14 protein-coding genes are annotated in these 16,931 nt (G+C 73.9%); 5 read left to right on the top strand and 9 right to left on the bottom strand.

Going from position 1 to position 16,931, the window contains the following annotated elements:
• Positions 1-56: 56 nt before the first annotated feature.
• Complete coding sequence (locus BFV98_RS00535; protein WP_071094358.1) at positions 57-1,247, bottom strand: alkane 1-monooxygenase; 1,191 nt, start codon at positions 1,245-1,247, stop codon at positions 57-59.
• 129 nt (positions 1,248-1,376) lie between these two features.
• Between BFV98_RS00535 and BFV98_RS00530 the strand changes: the two genes are divergently transcribed.
• On the top strand, positions 1,377-1,976 hold the full coding sequence (locus BFV98_RS00530) for a TetR/AcrR family transcriptional regulator (protein WP_071094356.1): 600 nt from the start codon (positions 1,377-1,379) through the stop codon (positions 1,974-1,976).
• Between the two features lie 148 nt (positions 1,977-2,124).
• Here the strand turns inward: BFV98_RS00530 and BFV98_RS00525 are convergent, their stop codons facing one another.
• Complete coding sequence (locus BFV98_RS00525) at positions 2,125-2,475, bottom strand: DUF190 domain-containing protein (RefSeq protein WP_030268168.1); 351 nt, start codon at positions 2,473-2,475, stop codon at positions 2,125-2,127.
• Positions 2,472-6,704 carry a putative inorganic carbon transporter subunit DabA gene (locus tag BFV98_RS00520; RefSeq protein ID WP_071094354.1) on the bottom strand — a complete coding sequence of 1,411 codons (4,233 nt, stop codon included), beginning with the start codon at positions 6,702-6,704 and terminating at the stop codon, positions 2,472-2,474. Before BFV98_RS00520 ends, BFV98_RS00525 begins: the two co-directional genes overlap by 4 nt.
• A 91-nt stretch (positions 6,705-6,795) precedes the next feature.
• Between BFV98_RS00520 and BFV98_RS00515 the strand changes: the two genes are divergently transcribed.
• Positions 6,796-7,338, top strand: coding sequence for a carbonic anhydrase (locus BFV98_RS00515; protein ID WP_071094352.1), 543 nt, complete (start codon positions 6,796-6,798; stop codon positions 7,336-7,338).
• Between the two features lie 16 nt (positions 7,339-7,354).
• Here the strand turns inward: BFV98_RS00515 and BFV98_RS00510 are convergent, their stop codons facing one another.
• The 3 genes from BFV98_RS00510 to BFV98_RS00500 form a co-directional block, all read right to left on the bottom strand.
• The gene (locus tag BFV98_RS00510) at positions 7,355-8,200 is read right to left on the bottom strand and encodes a DUF6671 family protein (RefSeq protein ID WP_013476258.1); all 846 of its coding nucleotides are present in this window, start codon (positions 8,198-8,200) and stop codon (positions 7,355-7,357) included.
• 620 nt (positions 8,201-8,820) lie between these two features.
• Complete coding sequence (locus BFV98_RS00505) at positions 8,821-9,495, bottom strand: DUF2064 domain-containing protein (protein ID WP_030268161.1); 675 nt, start codon at positions 9,493-9,495, stop codon at positions 8,821-8,823.
• Positions 9,492-10,166: a glycosyltransferase family 2 protein gene (locus tag BFV98_RS00500; protein WP_071094350.1), complete on the bottom strand. Its 675-nt coding sequence runs from the start codon at positions 10,164-10,166 to the stop codon at positions 9,492-9,494. The genes BFV98_RS00505 and BFV98_RS00500 overlap by 4 nt, the downstream gene beginning before the upstream one ends.
• Positions 10,167-10,311: 145 nt before the next feature.
• On the opposite strand from BFV98_RS00500, the gene BFV98_RS00495 reads away from it, so the two are divergent.
• Complete coding sequence (locus tag BFV98_RS00495) at positions 10,312-11,793, top strand: hypothetical protein (protein ID WP_071094348.1); 1,482 nt, start codon at positions 10,312-10,314, stop codon at positions 11,791-11,793.
• Positions 11,794-11,830: 37 nt separating this feature from the next.
• On the opposite strand, the gene BFV98_RS00490 is transcribed toward BFV98_RS00495, so the two are convergent.
• Positions 11,831-12,892, bottom strand: a complete 1,062-nt coding sequence (locus BFV98_RS00490) for an NAD(P)-dependent oxidoreductase (RefSeq protein ID WP_013287097.1) — start codon at positions 12,890-12,892, stop codon at positions 11,831-11,833.
• 186 nt (positions 12,893-13,078) lie between these two features.
• On the opposite strand from BFV98_RS00490, the gene BFV98_RS00485 reads away from it, so the two are divergent.
• Together BFV98_RS00485 and BFV98_RS00480 are read left to right on the top strand one after the other, a co-directional pair.
• Positions 13,079-14,410, top strand: a complete 1,332-nt coding sequence (locus BFV98_RS00485; RefSeq protein ID WP_013287098.1) for a molybdopterin-dependent oxidoreductase — start codon at positions 13,079-13,081, stop codon at positions 14,408-14,410.
• Positions 14,403-14,906: a hypothetical protein gene (locus tag BFV98_RS00480; RefSeq protein ID WP_071094346.1), complete on the top strand. Its 504-nt coding sequence runs from the start codon at positions 14,403-14,405 to the stop codon at positions 14,904-14,906. Before BFV98_RS00485 ends, BFV98_RS00480 begins: the two co-directional genes overlap by 8 nt.
• 156 nt (positions 14,907-15,062) lie before the next feature.
• Here BFV98_RS00480 and BFV98_RS00475 read toward each other — a convergent pair whose 3' ends face one another.
• The gene (locus BFV98_RS00475; RefSeq protein WP_013476257.1) at positions 15,063-15,647 is read right to left on the bottom strand and encodes a hypothetical protein; all 585 of its coding nucleotides are present in this window, start codon (positions 15,645-15,647) and stop codon (positions 15,063-15,065) included.
• A 91-nt stretch (positions 15,648-15,738) separates the two neighbouring features.
• Positions 15,739-16,806: a lytic polysaccharide monooxygenase gene (locus BFV98_RS00470; protein ID WP_013287101.1), complete on the bottom strand. Its 1,068-nt coding sequence runs from the start codon at positions 16,804-16,806 to the stop codon at positions 15,739-15,741.
• Positions 16,807-16,931: the final 125 nt, after the last annotated feature.

Here is a 16,931-nt window from a genome sequence, read left to right as displayed (position 1 = left end):
ACCGAAATCCTACGCCCTGACACGGAGAGGTGCCGTCAGACCTACACCGGGTCGGGTCAGGCGGCGTGGACCGCTGTGGTGTCCGCTGCGGGCCGGCCGTAGCGGCGACGCAGTCGGGCCTCGGCGCGGGGGTTGCGATTGGCGAGGTTCAGGTCGCCGCCGTAGTGCGCCAGAACCCGTGGGTTCATCACCCGGTACCACAGCGGCGGAACGAGAGCGAGCAACACCATCGAGGCGTAGCCTCCGGGCAGTCGCGGCGAGACGTCGAAGCTGCGCAGCGTCTGGTAGCGGCGCAGCGGGTTGGCGTGGTGGTCACTGTGGCGTTGCAGTTGAAAGAGGAACACGTTGGTGACGACGCGGTCGCTGTTCCAGCTGTGCCGTGGGTCGACCTTCTCGAAGCGGCCGGTGGCGGTGCGCCGGCGGCACAATCCGTAGTGCTCGAGGTAGTTGACCGCTTCCAGCAGCGAGAAGCCGACGATCGCCTGCAGGAACAGGAAGGGCACGAGCCGCCAGCCGAACACAGCGATCAGCAGGGCGAAGAGCACGACGGTCATGAGCCCGGCGTTGAGCAGGTTGTTACGCAGCGTCCACGGGCTCCTGTGCCGCAGCCGGAAGCGGCGGATCTCCAGCCGCCACGCCGAGATGAGGCTGCCCCAGACCGTACGCGGCCAGAACGAGTAGAAGCTCTCCCCCAGCCTGGCGCTGGCCGGGTCCTCCGGTGTGGCGACACGGACATGGTGCCCGCGGTTGTGCTCGACGTAGAAGTGGCCGTACCCGGTGGGCGCGAGGGCGATCTTCGACAACCACCGCTCGACCGTTTCGCGCTTGTGGCCGAGCTCGTGTGCGGTGTTGATGGCCAGTCCGTTGACGATCCCGATGGTGGCGACCAGGCCGGCGGCGCCGGCGGCACCGAGGCCGCCACGCGTCCAGACCCATGCTCCGAGCAGCAGGGCGGCGTACTGCACCGGCAGGAACAGGAACGTGATCCAGCGGTAGTAGCGGACCTCCTGCAACCGCCGGGCGATGTCGTCGGGCGGGTTCTCTCCGTCGTCACCGAGCAGCACGTCGATGATCGGGATGAGTCCGAAGACCACCGCCGGGGTGAGCCACCAGGCAGCGGGTCCGGCGCCGGCCTGCCACAACGCGTACGCCAGAAACGGCAGCACCGGCACGAGGAGAGCCAGTGGCCACAGGTGCTTCTTGCCGTCACGCCAGCCGGCGGCTGGAGCATCGATCGAGGTCTGCATGTACCGCCTCCGGAGTGTCGAGCGCTGCGTCGACTGTCACACGGATAACCACGCTTGACAATATCCGGCTCTGCGTCAATTGAGTAGACACGCAAGGCATGTGTGTCTACTCGATAGACTCGACGCACCATGGCCGCCCCTCCGCCTTATCGCCACACCGCGCGCCGGCACCTGCGTGACACGGTCATCACGGCCGGCCGCGACCTGGCGATCGACCGCGGCTGGGACGCGGTACGAATGGCCGACGTGGCGGCCCGCGTGGGCGTGAGCAGGCAGACGCTCTACAACGAGTTCACCAACAAGGCCGGACTGGGCGAAGCCATCGCACACCGCGAGATCGACCGGTTCATGGACGGTGTGCGGGAGGCGTTGTCCGCCCACGGCGGCGACGTGCGAGCCGCCGTCCATGCCGCGGTCACGTTCGTGTTGACGCAGGCCGGCACCGACCCGCTGGTCAAAGCCGTCCTCAACAGCGCCCGGGGCACCGACGCCCTGCTCCCCTACCTGACCACCCGCGCCGACCTGGCCCTGGCCGCCGCCGTCACGGTGCTGAGGGAGTGGGCGGACACGCACCTGCCCCGGGTGCCTCCCGATGAAGTCACCGTCGGCGCCGAATCCCTCGCGCGACTGGTCGTCAGCCACATCGTGCTGCCGACGGCGCCCGTCGACAACACCGCCGACACCCTCGCCGAACTGGCACAACGCTTCCTGGACCCGCCGCGCGCGTGAACGAGCGCATCAGCTGGGATGCGGGCGTCGGCCGGGTGCGTACAGCGGCGGACGACCGGACGTGCCCGAGGGCCTCCTCGGCCGGGTCCGGCCGCCACGGCGGGGCGGGGCGGCGGTCGCCACCCCGCCCGGACGCGACTCGCCCCCTTCAGGTCACCGGGCCCGCCGGTCGATCGGCGCCGAAGTACTCGGGCCGGCTCACCCAGGCCTCACTGACGAACATGACGCCGGGCCGGTGGGCCAGGATGTCGCGCAGGCCGACGACGACAGGCTCGGCCCGCTCGAGCGGCAGCACGGCGATCACCATGACGAGTCCGGCCCGGTCGTTGAAGAGCAGCCGGCCCTCGTGGGTGCCGTGGTGGCCGAAGCCAGAGACCCCGCTGAGGCTGGTCCAACCGCTCACGCCGGAGGCGTGCAGCAGCGTCCGGACGGCGTCGACGTCGTCGGCGCGGGTCACGACCTCCACCTTGACCATGCGCGTCAGTCCGAGCTCGTTCATACGCTGTACTCCTTCTCTGGGCCGAGGGCCGGGAGCGGCGTGGTGCGCCGGGATCCGCCCGGGTCACTCCATTCGCCGGTACGGGGGTCGATGACGGTCAGGGACATCCAGCCGCCGTCGATCAGCTGGCGCAGGGCCGGGTTGCGGCCGAGCACGGTGTCGACGAGGTGGTGCGGGGCGTGGACCACGGCGAGCAGCCGCAGCGGGTCGTGCGCCGGCCGTGTCCCGTCGTCGACGGACTGCAGCGGCAGCCCGGCACGCAGGTCGCCACCGGATCCGGAGAGGACGCCGAGCGCGTCGCCGAGGACGGTGTGCACGGTCTTGGTGCCGGCACCGAGGCGGTGCGGATCCACCGTGGAGAAGTAGTACTGGAGGTTGATCCAGGACGCCACGACGAGCGGGCCCGTCATGATCGTCTCCAGCGCGACCGCGTCCGGATCCGCGGTCCAGTCGTAGGAGTGCAGGAACGTGCGGCAGCCGAGATCGCGCCCGGCGCTCAGCTCGCGCGGCGCGGCGATGAACGCGGCGTTGCCGGCCAGCGCCCACTCCGGCCGCACCTGGGCCCAGTCCGAGGCGCGGCCGGGCAGGTGGCGGCTGCCCGGCCGGCCGGGCAGCCGGGTGGCCCGTTCCGCACGCAGACCCGCTCCCGCCTCGGCGAGCCGGCGCGTCAGGTCGTCGGCGTGCGGGCGCAGCCGGACGGGGACGGTGTCGACATCGAACAGGCGCACCTCGTCGGTGACGGTGTCGTGCTCGCCGGCCAGGACGTGGGTGTCGGCGGGCAGGTGGATCCCCCGGGCGACCAGCGCCTCGCGGATCTCGGGCCGGTTGAGCAGCGCGGCGACCAGCCGGGCGCTGACCCCGCCCCGGTTGCCGCCGCAGGCGCCGCAGTCGAGCGCGGCCGCGTAGGGGTTGTTGGTGCTGGTGGCCCCGTGCCCGCAGAGCAGCACCAGCGGGGCGAAGCCGGTCGTCAGCCCGACGGTGCGCAGCGTCGCCTCCGCGTAGTAGACCTGCTCGTCGAGGGTCAGGGCGGCGGCGAGGTCGGCCACCGTCGGCGCGGTGTCGTCGGCGGGTGGCGCGAACCGGCCCGGCGCCACGGCGCGCACCGCCAGGGCGGCGGTGGCGAGCACGCCGGCGACCTCCACGAAGGCGAACGCGCCGACCGGGTCGACCTTGGCCGAGGCGAACGCCCGGCGCCACGCCTGCCGGGCCCGCCGGCGGCGTACCCGCGTGGCGTCGGCGGTCTCCCCGACGGTGGCCACCGGTCGCATGAGCACCGGGCAGCGGTCCCGGCCCCGGGCGGCATCGGCCGCCACGGTGCGCACGGGTAGGCCGAAGAAGCCGGCGAAGCCGTAGGTGTCCACCGGCCCGGCCGCCTCCAGGTGCCGGCGCAGGCCCTCGCTGCGCACGTCGATGCAGAACACCGCCTGGGCGAGCGGGGTGACGCGGGCGGCGCGGCGTGGGCGCGGCCGCGCCCCGTGGTCCAGCCGGTTCCGCAGCCGACGCCGGTATGCGTGCTCCGCGGCGGCGAGCCACACCTCGGCCTGCCGCGCCGGGGACAGCTCGGCCACCACGTCGCGCACCACCGCCACCGTCTCCTCGGGCAGCAGCGCCAGGGCCGGCGCGTCGACGCCGAGCGCCGCGACCAGCCGGGCGAGAGCCGCCGGCTCGTCCGTCCCCGGCGCACCGGCGGCCGGTACGGTCCCCGCCGTCCCGGCGGTGGGCGTCGACACGGCGGTCGGCGTCGCGGCGGTGGGGGTCGTCGCGGCGGTCACCGCTTGGAGCGTCGGCGGGACGCCGAGGTGGCGGTGGGTGGCGGTGCCGGCCAGCGCCAGCTCGTAGCTGAGCCGGACCGCGAGCAGGTCCAGCGGGGTCAGGTCCGGTCGCTCACCGGGACGCGTCTGAGACCAGCGGGCGTAGCCGGCCCAGCCCGGCAACCGGAGCAGGGACCGGGTGAGATACGCCGGCCAGGCCGCCGGCGCCACGCCGAGGGCGCGCAGGAGCAGGGCGACTGCCCGCTCGGGCTCGGCGGGCAGCGCGGCGACGAGTGCCCGCAGGCCGCTGACGCCCGCGCGGTCGACGCCGGCCACCCGCCGCCAGCGCGCCCAGCAGCTCTCGTCGGCCGGGCCGGGAACCGGCCAGCGGGCGGCCGGACGGCCGCAGTGCGCCGCGCACCAGCCGGCCACCAGCTCGTCGACGTCGGCGCCGATCCGGGTACCCAGGACCCGGTCGAGCAACTCGGCCAGGGTGAGCGGGTCCGGGTCGGCCTCGACGGCGGGCCGGGTCACCGCGAGCCGGCGCCGCGCCACGGCGAGCAGGTCGGGTGGCGGGGGCGGTCCGTCGTGCACCGGGTGGGCCAGTGCAGCGACCTGGAGGTCCGCGGCCGTGATCGACCGTCCGCCGAGCGTGACCGGCGCCGAGGCCGCCGGGGGGAGCACCGCGGTCAGGTCGGCCGGCTCGATCTCGCCGTCGCGCAGCCGCCGCCGGTACTCGTCGGCCGGCAGGTGGGTCCGCGCGCCGCCGAGCGCCCGCAGCTCGGCAGTGGCCCGCGCGAACGGCACCCGCTCCCGGCCGGCGAGCGGGTTGACCGCCACGAACGTGTCCAGCGGCCAGACCGCGGCGACGTGGTCACCGGCAGCGGCCAGCGCGGCGACGACCCGGGCGGCGTCCGACCGGTCGGACGCGTCGCGGCGGCGTACGGCGGTCACGGCCCAGGCGGCCGGCTCCCCCGCCGCCACGCCGGCGGAGCGGCGCCACCACGCGCCGGCGCCGTCACGCCAGGCCCACCACCACAGCGCGGCGCCGTGCCGGCGCACCAGGAACGCGCCGGCGACGGCCACCAGGGCCAGCGTGACCGCCGCGACGCCCACCCCGGCGTCCGTCACCGAGGTCGGCAGCCCCAGCCACCGGGCGACGGCCCGACCGGCGACCAGGTAGCCGCCGGCCAGCGCGCCCGCCGCGAGGGTGATCGCGACGGCGGTCCGCGCCGGCACCTCGCGGTCCGCGAGCGCCGACCGCACCGCGGTCAGCGCGGCCGCACCGGCCAGGACGGCGCTGAGCAGGCCGCTCGGGCTGGCGCCGAGCGACAGCTCGGTGAGCGCCACGGCGGCGAGCACCGCCGCGCCGGCCAGCGCCACGGTCCGGGTCCGGGGCGGGCCGACCGGGCGGGGCGCGGCCGCGGTCCGCGCCTGGGCCTGGAGCGCGCCGCCGGCGGACAGGAACGCGTACGCCTTGTAGACCGCGTGCCCGACCAGGTGCACGGCGGCCAGGCCGAACGCGCCGAGCCCGCACTGGGCGAGCATGAAGCCCATCTGCGCGACAGTGGACCGGGCGAGGGTGCCCTTGACGTCGGTGCGCACCGCGGCGAACACCGTCCCGGACACCGCGGTCACGAGGCCGGTCAGCACCATCGCCGGCATCACGCCGGGTGTGGCGACCACCACCGGCGCCAGTGTGATCATCAGGAAGCCGGCGACGTTGACCATGCCTGCGTGCAGGAAGGCGGAGACCGGGGTCGGGGCGTCCAGGGTGTACGGCAGCCAGCGGTGCGCCGGCACCTGGGCCGATCGCACCGCGCCGGCCACCAGCAGCAGCCCGCCGGCGGCGGCCAGGAGCCAGCCGGGCCGGTCGCCGGCGGCCGCCCGGACCGCGTCCAGGTCGGCGTCGCCCGTCGGCGCGACCAGCAGCGCCAGGCCGGCGACCAGGGCCACGTCGCCGACGAGGAACACCGCCCGGGTACGGCGCACCGCCGCCCGTACCCGGGGCTGCTCCCGGTAGTAGCCGATGAGCCCGATGAGCAGGTGCCCGGCCGCGATCCAGCCGACGGCCAGTTGCACGAGGCTGGGCGCGGTGGTCATCACCAGGGTCGCCGTGGTGGCCGCCGCGATCCGGGCCTGCAGGGCGCGGGCGCCCGGCTCGCCGTCGAGATAGCGGCGCGCGTAGCCGGCGACGACGGCGGCCAGCCCGCAGACGAGGAGCGCGAACAGCGCGGTGAACCGGTCGAGCCGGATCCCCACGGAGAACGCCGGCCCGGGTGGGTCGAGCCGGAGCAGGAGCGCCGGGACCACCGGGTCGTACGCGACCCGGGCCAGCAGCGCGGCGGCCGCGGCGGCGGTGAGAGCGAGCAGCGCCCCCACCACCCGGGCGGCTCGACGGGGATCGGGTACCGCCAGCGCGCACAGCGCCGCCGATGCGGGCCCGGCCAGGACTCCCAGAACCAGTGCGACGGACATCGTCACCTCCTCAGACACGCGCACTGTATTACACGATTCGTAATTCGTGTATCGTGAGACGCACGACAGTGGCTCGGCACGAGGAGGAGCGATGGACGCGACCGGATCCCCGTCGCAGGTGTGGCAGACCAGCCCGAGCTTCGCCCTCGCCCGGCTACGCGCCGGGCACCACCGGTTCCGGGCCGGCGGCCTTCCCGTCCCGTCGGCCGGCGCGACACCGGTGGCCGCGGTCCTGTCGTGCGCCGACCCGCAGCCCGAGGCCGTGACCGTGTTCGGCGGCGTCGACGTCTACGCGGTCCGCACCGCCGGCCTGCAGGTCGGCCCGGCCGCGCTGGGCAGTCTGGAGTACGCGGTCGCGCGCCTCGGCGCACCCCTGCTGGTCGTGCTGGGCCACGCCTCCTGCTCCCTGGCGGGCGGCAGCGGGCCGGACCGGGTACGCGCCACGCTCACCGCCCTGCGCCGCCGGTCCCCCCTGCTCGACCAGGCCGTCCACTCCGGCCGCTGCGGCATCCACGGCATGATCTGGCACGACGCGGACCGCCTCCTCAACGAGGTGCGGCCCGCGCTGCCACCGCCGGCCCGGCGGGCCTGCCGCCTGCGGCCACCGAACAACGCGTCGATGCGGTCGCACTGAGTGGGGCGACGCCCCATCAGGGGTTGCACACCGGGCACGCACCGGGGTCCGCGGCGCCGCCCACGGGCCGGCGCGAGCGGTACGCGCACCTGCCGCATCCCGAGACCAGCAGCGCGTCGTGGGCGGTGGGCGTGCCGCAGTCGCGGCAGGGCAGTCCCGGCTCGGTGCCGACCAGGCCGAATCCCGGCGCCGCACAGGCGGGACAGGGCGTGGCGAGACGCCGGGCCAACCGGTCGGCGGCGGCGGCGATGACCCGCATCCTGGTCGGATTGACGTGGGCCCGCAGGTCCGCGCCGAGCACGGCGGTGCCGTCGGCGGAGTCGAGGGCGGCCCGCCGGACGGCGACGAGGACGTCGGCGAGCCGGCGGAGTCCCTTGACCGGCCGACCGGGCCCGGCCGCGGGCCGGACGACGACCGCGTGGTGCGGGAACCCGGCCCGGCGCAGGAACGCGAGCACGGCGCCGCGGTCCCGACCGTCGGTGACCACCTGGCCGTGGTTGGTCTCGACGCTCAGAGCGCTCTCCACCAGGGTCAGACCCGACCGGTCGTCGACGAGCGCCACGTACTCCACGTCGGCAGGAGTCCAGGGAGCCGCCGGGTGCGGGCCGAACGCCCCTTCGCTGGCCAGCCCGACCACGGACCCGGTCGCGGCCATCCCGAGCCGGGCCTTGCGCACCACGGTCTCCCGCGCCGAGCCGACCCGCCGCACCTCGCCGGTGAACGTACCGAGCGCGTCGGTGTCCACCGGCGCCACCCGCACACTCATCCCGAGCCGTCGTCGCAGCAGCGGACGCAGCGCCCACTGTTTGCCGTGCATGGTGGCCAGGCAGGCCACCACGCCATGGAACGGTGACGCCTCCACACCACCGATCCTACCCGGGATAAGAAGCAGGATTCCGGAATTCGGTTACGTATCGGCCGGAATTCGGTTACGTATCGGAGCGGTCGCCCGGGCTGTGGTGTCATCGTGGTGACGTAGCGGTACCGGTCGCCGGCGGCGCCCGGGTGGTCGAGGTCGATCGGGATCCACTGGGCGTCGGCCGCCCCGCAGGTCCGGAAAAGGCCGGCGCAGCAGTCGCCGTTGTTGCAGTCCGGAGTGCCGGCGTCGGATCCTCGGCCCGCACCGGCGCGGCGGCGGTGACGATGCCGATCCGGGTCCGGCCGGGGCCACCGGCCAGCCGCACGATGTCCTCGTAGATCTCCCGGTTGTCATCGGCGAGCGCGCCGCCACAGCGACACCTGACATCGCATCCGGGTCCAGCCACGCCCGGCGGAAGGGGGTCGCCGGTGTCGTCCGGTCTCCACGTGGGCCTGCCCCTGCCAGGCACCGGCACCGGCACAGCGGGCCACCACCGTCGCCTCCGCGGCTGTGGCCTGCCGATGCCACCGCTCCACCGGCAGGCGGCGGCTGGGCCCGTCCGCAGGCACCAGCCAGTGCACGTCTCCGGCGGGGTCGCGTAGCGGAGGCGAATCCGTCCCCGTTCACGCGCGTACCACCATGTCGCGACGCACGGCCTCGACCTGGCGGGCGAACCGGCCGTCCGGGACCGCCGACGCCACGGCGTGCGCGTCGGACCAGTCGTCCACGTCCCGCAGCACGGGCAGCGGCACGGGGCGTAACCCGCGTCCGGTCAGCGCGGACCATGTCGATCGGCCCGTGACCGGCGTCGACATCGGCACCGCCCGTAGCATCACGGCCTGCCGGGGGTCGCGCAGCCCGAGCGCCCACCAGCCGCCGTCGTGGGCGAAGCCGAGCGCCGCGTCGGCATCTTCGAGCCGGCGCACGGCGGCGGCCAGTGACGCCGGGGTCAGTTGCGGGGTGTCCATCCCGATCTGCAGCACCCAGCGGCCGGGGAACATCTCGGCGACGTCGAGGTGGGCGTGCGCGAGCCGGTCGGCGAGGTCCGTGCCGCGCTGCGGCAGAACCGACCAACCGGCGAGGGCGGCGGTCAGCTCCACGCCGTCCACGGCTTCCGCGAGATGTCCGGCCAACGCCAGAACCGGCGTCACCCCTGGTGTCCCCCGGACGGCGTCCAGGGTGTCGAGCAGCGCGGCGGCGGCCAGCAGGGCGGCCTGGACGGGAGTCACCGGCGGGCACAGCCGGGTCTTCACCAGACCGGGCACGGGCGCCTTGGCCATCACCAGTACGACGGTCACCGCGACTTCCGGACGGTACGCAACACGGCGGCGAAGTCTCGGGTGGCCCGCAGGGTGCCCCGTACCGAGCCGGAGACCTTGGAACGGGTGCCGGCAGCGCGTGGTGCGTAGGTGACGTCCACCTCGCGGATGCGCCAGCCCGCCGCGGCGGCTCGGATCAACAGCTCCAGCGGATAGCCGAAGGCCCGGTCGGTGACCCCAAGGGCGAGCAGCGCCTCCCGGCGCGCCACCCGCATCGGGCTGAGGTCGCGCAGCGGCATGCCCCGGTGCCGCAGCAGCGCGGCGACCAGCGCCGTGCCCGCCCGGGCGTGCCAGGGCCACACCCCGGCGCCGACCGGTCGGCGACGGCCGACGGCCAGATCAGCGACCCCGTCGGCGACGAGGGCGACCAGAGCGGGTAACTCCCGGGGAGCGAAGGAGCCGTCGGCGTCCAGCACGCAGACCAGTTCCGTGCCGGCGGCCTCGACCCCGGTGTGCACGGCCGCTCCGTACCCGCGCCGTGGTTCGTGCACCACCCGGGCCCCGTGCCGGGCGGCCACCTCGGGTGAGCCGTCGCGCGACCCGTTGTCAACGACGATCGCCCGGTACCCGGGCGGCAACGCGGTCAGCACGGCGGGCAGAGCAGCGGCCTCGTCCAGGCACGGCAGCACCACGTCGATCTGTGTCGGCATACCGCCGACGCTAGGGCCGCCCGACGGCGGTGCGCGCTCGATTCAACCTTACGGAACACTTACCGTGCCGACACTCCTTACCGTCCGGTGACGTACCGGCGAAGCGGCTGACAGCGGAGGAACCGAGCCGTACCGTCCGGTCGACATGAGACCCGGTGCCACCGTTTCCCGCTCGTCCGTCCACCACCGCCTCCCGGATCGACACCGGGGGGACCTGCTGGTGCTGGGCGTCGAGGCGACGCTGCTGGTCACCGCCGTGGCGGTGGGCGCGATGCTCAACCGCGCCGGAGTGGGCCTGCACGCCGACGCCGCGCCGCTCTACGCCACCTGGAGACCGCACCTGGGCTGGGGCACGCCGGCCGCGTTGGCGATCGCCGTCGCGGTGGTCGGCCCCGGAACGCAGTGGGCCCGCACCGCCCGGTGGGGCCCTCTGCTGTCCGTCGGCTACCTGGCGGCGGTCGGCTGGACGCTCGCCCTGGCGCTGGTGGACGGCTGGTCGGCGGGGCTGACGACACGGCTCACCGCGCAGGCGGAGTATCTGCACGAGGTACCCCGGGTCACCGACGTCGGGCGGATGCTGGCCGGTTTCGCGGACCGCATCCTGGACTTCCAGCCGGACTCCTGGTCCACCCACACGGCCGGCCATCCACCAGGTGCCCTGCTGGTGTTCGTCGCACTCGACCGGGTCGGCCTGGGCGGTGGCACGGCCGCGGCGATGGCCTGCGTCCTGGTCGGGGCGAGCGTCGTGGTGTCCGTGCCGATCGCCCTACGGGCACTGGGCGCCGGAGGGGCCGCCCGCACGTCGTTGCCGTTCCTGGTGCTGCTGCCCGGAGCGGTCTGGGCGGGTGCCTCCGCCGACGGTCTCTTCGCCGGGGTAGTGGCCGCCGGCCTCGCGCTGCTGGCCGTGCGGGGAACCGCGACCGCGTTGGCGGGCGGCGTGCTGCTCGGCTTCGCGCTGTACCTGTCCTACGGCTTCGTGCTCGTCGCGCCCCTGGCTCTCGTCGTGCTCGCGCTGCGTCCAGGAGGCCGGGTTGCCGCGCTGCTCGCCGGTGCGACCGGGGTGGCCACTGTGGCGACGGTGTTCACCGTCGCGGGTTTCCACTGGTGGCAGGGGTACGACCGGGTGGTCGAGCGCTACTACCAAGGCTGGGCGGCCGACCGTCCGTACGCCTACTGGGTCTGGGCGAACCTGGCGGCGCTGCTGCTCTCTGCCGGTCCGGTCGTCGGACCGGCACTGCGCCGCACTCTGCACGCGGCCCGCCGGGCCTGGCGAGGGTGGGACGGTTCCCCGGCACCGGCCGCTTGGACGCCCGGCACCGGCAGACCAGCACCTGGCGGTGACCCGCTGACCCACGTCGCGGTGCGGAACCGGCGGCTCGGCGCGCTCGCGCGACGGGTCGGGACACTGGGGCCGACCGTTCTGCTACCGGCCGCCGCGGTGCTGGCGGTGCTCGCCGCCGACCTGTCGGGCATGAGCAAGGCGGAGGTCGAGCGGATCTGGCTACCGTTCACGGTCTGGCTGCTCGTCGCCGTGGCGCACCTACCCGCCGCGACGCACCGCTGGTGGCTGGCCGGGCAGGCGCTCACCGCCCTCGCCGTCAATCACCTCGTGTTCACCGTCTCGTGAGCCGCCCTGCCGCCGGTGGCGGGCCGGGGCGGGCCGCTCAGACCGACACGGCGGCGCGTTCCCGCAGCGGATCCGTGGCGAAGGCGGCCACCCCGTCGGCGAAGCTGACCCGTGCGGTGTATCCGAGCAGGTCACGTGCGCGGCGAGGGTCGGCGACCACGTGCCGCACGTCGGCCGGCCGGGCACCGCCGACGACCACCGGCGCCGGACCGTCCATCGCCGCCGCCAAGGCGGTGGCGAGATCACCGACTGTGTGCGGCCGGCCGGAGCAGACGTTCACCGGCACCAGGCCGTCCGGAGCCGGAGCGGTCAGCGCCAGCACGTTGGCGCGCGCCACGTCGGAGACGTGCACGAAGTCGCGCTGCTGCAAGCCGTCCTCGTAGAGGCGCGGCGGCCGGCCGTGGGCCAGCGCCGACCGGAAGATCGACGCGACTCCGGCGTACGGCGTGTCGCGGGGCATCCGGGGGCCGTACACGTTGTGGTAGCGCAGTGCCCAGACCCCCGCCCCGGTCTGCCGGCTCCACGCGGCGGCCAGGTTCTCCTGGGCCAGTTTGCTGGCCGCGTAGGTGCTGCGCGGTTCGAGCGGGGCGTCCTCCGGCACGAGCGCGCTGGCGAGTGCGCCGGCGCAGACCGGGCAGGTGGGGTCGTACCGGCCGACGGCGACATCGGCGGCGCGGCGTGGGGCCGGCCGGACGACGCCGTGCCGGGCGCACGTGTATCGCCCTTCGCCGTAGACGACCATGGAACTCGCCAGCACCAGGCGAGACACGCCGGCCCGGTGCATCGCTGCCAGCAGCACCGCCGTGCCGTAGTCGTTGTGGCTGACGTAGTCGGGCGCATCCGACGGGTCCAGCCCGTGCCCGACCATCGCCGCCTGGTGACACACGGCGTCGACGCCCGCCAGCAGATCGTCGAGCAGGTGCGCATCGCGGATGTCGCCGACGACCGGTTCATGGCGGCGGAACCACTCGGGCGGCTCACTCCCGTGCGCCTGGGGCAACAGCGCGTCCAGGCACACCACCTGATGGCCTTGCGCGACGAGCAGGTCCGCGACCTGCGATCCGATGAACCCGGCGGCGCCGGTGACGAGTACCCGCATTGCGTCACGCTAGGTCAGCGGAGAAGCCGCCGGGGCTCGTTCGGCTCCGACGTCAGCACTTCGTAAGGGGACGGCCGGTAAGCCTTCGGTAATGCGGCAAAGCCCGCCCGAGGTCGCCGTTGCCGGTTAGCGTCCTGCACGAAGCCCGTCGCGTCCGGTCCGACGGCCTCGCCGACTGGAGGAACCGTGCCAGCCGACCCGCCGTCCGACGAACCACCTGCCGCCTACCCGGCGCGGCTGTGGCGTACGTTGGACCGGCATCGCCCGCCCGGAGCCGACGCCGCCGCCGACGCGTGGCGCAGTCCGGTGCGTGGTCCCTGGCTGACGTCCGTGTTCGGCGTCGTCCTGCTCGCCACGCTTCCGTTGGTGATCATCACCGGTTTCCTGGACTGGATCGCGTACGGTCCCCGGCTCGGCCAGGCATTTCCCAGCGACGTGGGCTGGCTGCACCCTCCCGTCTTCGACTGGCCGACCCGTCCCGCCTGGCTGTTCCGGCTCACCCAGGGACTGCACGTGACGCTCGGCATCGTGCTGCTACCGGTGGTCGTGGCGAAACTCTGGTCAGTGGTACCCAAGCTGTTCGACTGGCCGCCGGCCCGGTCCGTGGCCCAGGTGCTCGAACGGCTCTCCCTACTGCTCCTGGTGGGCGGAATCCTCTTCGAGACGGCCACCGGCCTGCTCAACATCCAGTACGCCTACCTGTTCGGATTCGACTTCTACACCGCGCACTGGTACGGCGCCTGGATCTTCACCGCCGCCCTCGTCGCGCACGTGCTGATCAAGCTTCCTCGTACGATCTCCGCGCTGCGCGGCCCGCGCTTCATGCGTACGACGGCGGAGGAGACAGTGCCGGAGCCGCCGGATCCGGACGGGCTGGTGGCCCGCCGGCCCGGCCCGGCGACAATGAGCCGGCGTGGCGTCCTCGCCCTGACCGGGGGCGGCGCGTTGCTGCTGGCCGCGCTGACCGTCGGGCAGGGCCTGGACGGGGTGCTGCGCCGTACCGCGCTGCTGCTACCGCGGGGCCGGCAGCACGACGACGGACCCAACGGTTTCCCGGTCAACCGGACCGCCGCCGCGGCCGGTGTCCGACCCGACGACACCGGTGCTCAGTGGCGGCTGACGGTGCGCGCCGGCAGCCGCACGGTGGAGGTGGACCGCGACGGCCTGCTCGCGATGACGCAGCACACCGCGGACCTGCCGATCGCCTGCGTGGAGGGCTGGTCGACGACGCAGACCTGGACGGGGGTACGGCTACGGGACCTCGCGGCGCTGGTGGGCGCAGCCGGCAGCGCCGTGGCGCGGGTCGAGTCGCTGGAACGGGGCGGCCTGTTCCGTCAGGCCCGGTTACAGGTCAACCAGGTCCGCCACCCCGACTCGCTGCTCGCCCTGAGAGTCAACGGCGTGGACCTCTCGGCCGACCACGGCTACCCCGCCCGCGTCGTCGTGCCGGCGCTGCCGGGCGTGCACTGCACGAAGTGGGTCCGCGACATCACCTTCGAGGACCAGCCTGATGACTGAGTTCCGGCGTGACTACGGCGCCGCGCCCTGGCACCTGCTGCTCCTGCTGGGCTGCTTCGCGGTGACCGGCTGGATTGCTCTGCGGCTGGCCGGAGAACCGGCCGCCGGCCGGATGCTGCTCTGGTTCGTCGGCGCGGTCGTCGCCCACGACCTGCTCCTGTTCCCTTTCTACGCGCTGGTCGACCGGGCGCTGCGCGCCGCGGTGTGCGGCCCCGGGCGCCGATCGGCGCTGAATCACGTGCGGGTGCCCGCGCTCGCCTCCGGACTGCTGCTGCTCGTCTATCTTCCCGGCATCCTCGGGCTCGGCGGCGACACGTACACGGCGGCGACCGGCCTGACCCCGCAGCCGCTGCTGGCCCGCTGGCTGCTGGCCAGCGCAGCGATCTTCGCGGTCAGCGCGGCGTTCTACGCGCTGCGGCACCGTCGTGGCACGCTGCGTCCGCAGCGACGCCGGACTCCAGGACGAGCAGCCCGTCGACCACCGGCGGAGACGTGAGAATCAGGTGATCCGGCGCGACCAGGGGCCGGTCCGACATCCGCTCATGTCCGGTCCTCGTAGCACTTCCCTGCCCGGTGCGGACGCCTTGACCGCCGGCGTTCTCGCCCTCGCCGCCTGCGGCGCCGCGGCGCGGGTATCGGCCGCTCGGCGTGGTCAGAGGCCGGCGGCGGCGTCGTACCGGCGCCGCAGGTCGGCCATCTCCGACGGGGGCAACGCCTCCCTGAGTGCCAGGACCTCGTACTTGTCGGGGAACATCTCCCGTAGCCGGTCGACGAACCTGACGTCGGCGGTCGCCTCGACCACCTTGATGCCGGGAGGCTGGGTGGTCATGTCCATGATCACCGGGCCGACGAGTTTGACCGCCCCGTCCCAGTGGCGCTTCTGTTCGGCGACGCCGCAGAGGTGGAAGCCGTAGACCGTCCGGACGTCGGCCAGGGTGGCGGCCCCGGTGGGCTCGTGGCCGTAGACATGGACTCCGCAGACGACCGCCGGCGCGGCCTGCTCTCCGGCCGGCACCTGCGGGGCGGTGTGCCCGGCGTGCTGGTGATGTGCCGGGTCCGCCTGCTCGAGGGTCGTACGCATCCGGGCCAGGATCTGCCGGCGGAGATCTGCCGGGTCCGTCCTCGGGGTGGTCGAGGTGACCACGGCGGCCACACCGATCGACGCGGCCAGCAGGCACACCTCGATCCACACGACGCGGCTCCGGTACCAGCCGCCGACGCCTACCCGGGAAGTCATGATCGTTCTTCACCTCGTCGCGGTTCCTGATGGTGGCGGAGGGCACCGACGGTGGGGTGGCGCGTGCCGCGCCACCCCACCGCAGATGCTGTTACCGAGCGGTGCAGGTGAGGGTGGGTGTGGAGTTGGTGCCGTTCCAGGAGGCGTTGAAGCCGAAGCTGGTGGAGCCGTTGGCGCTCAGGGAACCGTTGTAACCGACGTTCGACGCGGTGACCGACGAACCGCTCGAGGTGACCGTCGCGTTCCAGGCGTTGGTGATGCTCTGGCCGTTGGGCCAGGTCCATGCCACCGTCCATCCGGAGATGGCGGCGTTGCCGGCCCGGACGGTGACCTCGGCGCCGAATCCACCGGACCACTCGTTGGTCTTGCGGTAGGTGGCGGTGCAGGCACCGTTTCCGGCCGGCGGCGGCGTGGTGGGCGGCGGAGTCGTCGGCGGCGGGGTGGTGGGCGGCGGCGTGGTGGGCGGCGGGGTCGTCGGCGGCGGGTTGCCGCCGCCGCCGAAGATCACGTCACTGCAGAGGTAGTACGGCTGGTCGAGGTGGGACGCCTGCCAGATGGTGTAGACGACGTGCCGCCCGGTGCGGTTGCCCGCGTTCACCTGCGCCTCGTAGAGCCCGGTGGTCGGGTAGCTGCCGGTGCGGAGCACCAGTTCCAGGCTGTTCCAGGTGAGGGGCTGGGTGGTCGGGTCGAAACCCTGCTTCGTGATGTAGATCAACATGTAGTCGGCGCCGTGCTTGGCGCCGTCGGTCAGCGTGAGGGTGAAGTTGTTCGGCATCGGCTTCGCGGTCCACGCGCCGACCGCGTCGAGCGAGGCGTACAGGCCGCCCTGGGTGCGACCGCCGCTGCACAGCTGTCCGTCCGGCACGGCGGCCTGGTGGTTGCCGCCGACGTTCTCGCGGTACAGGCCGTTCCAGTTCCACATGGTGTTCGGGTTGGCCTGCCACGCCTGCCAGCACATCGGGTCGGTCTGGGCCATGGTGGGGTTGAGGTGATCGGAACCCCAGCGCTCCCAGCATCCGTAGTTGCGTGTCGGCGGGTTGGTGACCGATCCGTGCGCCGAGGCCGGATCGGCCTGGTTGACGACGACCATCGTGAACGAGGCGAGGAGAACTGCGACCGCGCCCAGTCCCAGACGGCGTCCTGTCCGTGAGATTTTCATGATGCTCCAGTGGATGCGCCGGCGCCCAGTGGCCCTCGCTGGGTGCCCACCCCGGAGAAGGTGACGCCGATCGATTCAAGCCGTCCCAGGGGTGGACGGCACTGCTGCCCAGCAGCGCATGGCGA

It is taken from the genome of Micromonospora sp. WMMB235 (assembly GCF_001855515.1).
Classification (GTDB): domain Bacteria; phylum Actinomycetota; class Actinomycetes; order Mycobacteriales; family Micromonosporaceae; genus Micromonospora; species Micromonospora aurantiaca.
The sequence above is the reverse complement of the archived record's forward strand: the minus strand, read 5'-3'. Positions and strand labels throughout refer to the sequence as shown.

Coding starts and splice junctions, on each gene's coding strand:
- BFV98_RS00480 (WP_071094346.1), top strand. CDS start 14,403: ATGACTGAGTTCCGGCGTGACTACGGCGCCGCGCCCTGGCACCTGCTG.
- BFV98_RS00525 (WP_030268168.1), bottom strand. CDS start 2,475: ATGAACGAGCTCGGACTGACGCGCATGGTCAAGGTGGAGGTCGTGACC.
- BFV98_RS00470 (WP_013287101.1), bottom strand. CDS start 16,806: ATGAAAATCTCACGGACAGGACGCCGTCTGGGACTGGGCGCGGTCGCA.
- BFV98_RS00515 (WP_071094352.1), top strand. CDS start 6,796: ATGGACGCGACCGGATCCCCGTCGCAGGTGTGGCAGACCAGCCCGAGC.
- BFV98_RS00495 (WP_071094348.1), top strand. CDS start 10,312: ATGAGACCCGGTGCCACCGTTTCCCGCTCGTCCGTCCACCACCGCCTC.
- BFV98_RS00490 (WP_013287097.1), bottom strand. CDS start 12,892: ATGCGGGTACTCGTCACCGGCGCCGCCGGGTTCATCGGATCGCAGGTC.
- BFV98_RS00530 (WP_071094356.1), top strand. CDS start 1,377: ATGGCCGCCCCTCCGCCTTATCGCCACACCGCGCGCCGGCACCTGCGT.
- BFV98_RS00535 (WP_071094358.1), bottom strand. CDS start 1,247: ATGCAGACCTCGATCGATGCTCCAGCCGCCGGCTGGCGTGACGGCAAG.
- BFV98_RS00475 (WP_013476257.1), bottom strand. CDS start 15,647: ATGACTTCCCGGGTAGGCGTCGGCGGCTGGTACCGGAGCCGCGTCGTG.
- BFV98_RS00500 (WP_071094350.1), bottom strand. CDS start 10,166: ATGCCGACACAGATCGACGTGGTGCTGCCGTGCCTGGACGAGGCCGCT.
- BFV98_RS00520 (WP_071094354.1), bottom strand. CDS start 6,704: ATGTCCGTCGCACTGGTTCTGGGAGTCCTGGCCGGGCCCGCATCGGCG.